The sequence below is a fragment of the Rhodoferax sp. ZS1R8 genome, from assembly GCF_056521325.1.
In genome coordinates this window covers 1-1261 of sequence record NZ_JBWMBA010000102.1, presented here as the reverse complement: position 1 = coordinate 1261, position 1261 = coordinate 1, and the positions used below count along the sequence as shown (strand labels likewise).

Here is a 1261-nt window from a genome sequence, read left to right as displayed (position 1 = left end):
CACTCAATGCGTGAATAGGGGGTTACGCCCACGCGGCGGGCCAATGCGACACCTTGGTCATTCATGCCCACAATGATGGCGCGCTGAGCCGGCCCCTGTAGCTGCACCAGGTAAGGCGCCAGCCCCCTAAAGGCAATCTGTGCCGCAACCTGGGCGAAAGGCGCTACAACCAGCCAGACCAGCATGGCTTGGCGGTTGAATTCCCGGTGGTAACCGGTTGCAAGGCCCACAAACACCAGCAAGGCACCCGTCCACACCCAGTTGGTAAAGACATCTGCAACCATGTGCCAACCGGGTGCGTTTAACCTGGGCGTACCAGGAAATGCCAATGAGAAAACTATCACCGACAGGATGAGGTAGGCGCCGGAGAGAGACCCCTCAAAATACATGGCAACAGACCAGAGCGCAAAGACCAGTACCAGCGGCTCCAGGCCAGCCTCAACACCGCTCAGCAAATTATCCTTGCCCAAGGGACCTGGGTTATTGCGTGCGGCCAATGTGGCTGCATTGTCATTGGACACGGCAGGCATCTTGCTTGGAGTTGCTGAAGGCTGACACTGCTTGTGCGCGGTTTAGCACATCCAGCTTCTTGAAGATGCGCTGCATGTGGTTTTTGACTGTGAAGGTGCTCACATCAAGAATGCTGCCGATCTCACTATTGGTTTTACCCATGGCAACCCATTTCATGATGCCTGCCTCGCGCTCGCTCAAGACGGTCACTTCGTTTTCTGATCCGGCATCCGCAATCTCAACGGGTTGCGTATTCTTCGCAGCATATTGGTTAGGCAAAAGCTCGACCTGGCGCAAAGCACTATCTATATAGGGCAGCATGAACTTGAGTGCGACCCGTTCGTTACGGTGGCGCTGCGTCTGAGCGCTGAACAAAACATACAAGCAGTCGTGACGCCCGCGTTGGTCATTGATGCCATGGATCAAAGAAGAACGCATGGTACGCATGGCGTCACCAATTGGGCCCGGTGTAGCGTCGTTGTTCCAGGTAAACCCCCTCTCGCAAACCTTCAGCGTAAAGGGTCGGCGATCTTGCGCAATCCAGCGGTCAAACAATCCGGTTAATAGCGGCGTCAGCGCTTCCGTCATAACGTTTTCAGAGCGGACGCCTGGCATGGACGACACGATGTCGTAATGAACCAGTCCCAAATGAAAATCACCCCATGCTGCCACCAAAATGTCGTGTGGCAAATAGTGTTGCACATCCCCCTGCAACCAGCGCATCAGATCAATGTGGCGGCGCACACCAAAA

The 1261-nt window shown here is 55.1% G+C and carries 1 protein-coding gene and 1 pseudogene; both read right to left on the bottom strand.

Going from position 1 to position 1261, the window contains the following annotated elements:
* Nucleotides 1–521: pseudogene (locus tag AC097P_RS24140) on the bottom strand (undecaprenyl-phosphate glucose phosphotransferase); the annotation flags it as partial.
* A complete protein-coding gene (gene epsA / locus AC097P_RS24135; RefSeq protein ID WP_479612960.1) occupies nucleotides 511–1254 on the bottom strand; it encodes an XrtB/PEP-CTERM-associated transcriptional regulator EpsA in 744 nt (247 codons plus the stop codon). The pseudogene AC097P_RS24140 and the gene epsA, both read right to left, overlap by 11 nt.
* Between the last annotated feature and the right edge of the window lie 7 nt (nucleotides 1255–1261).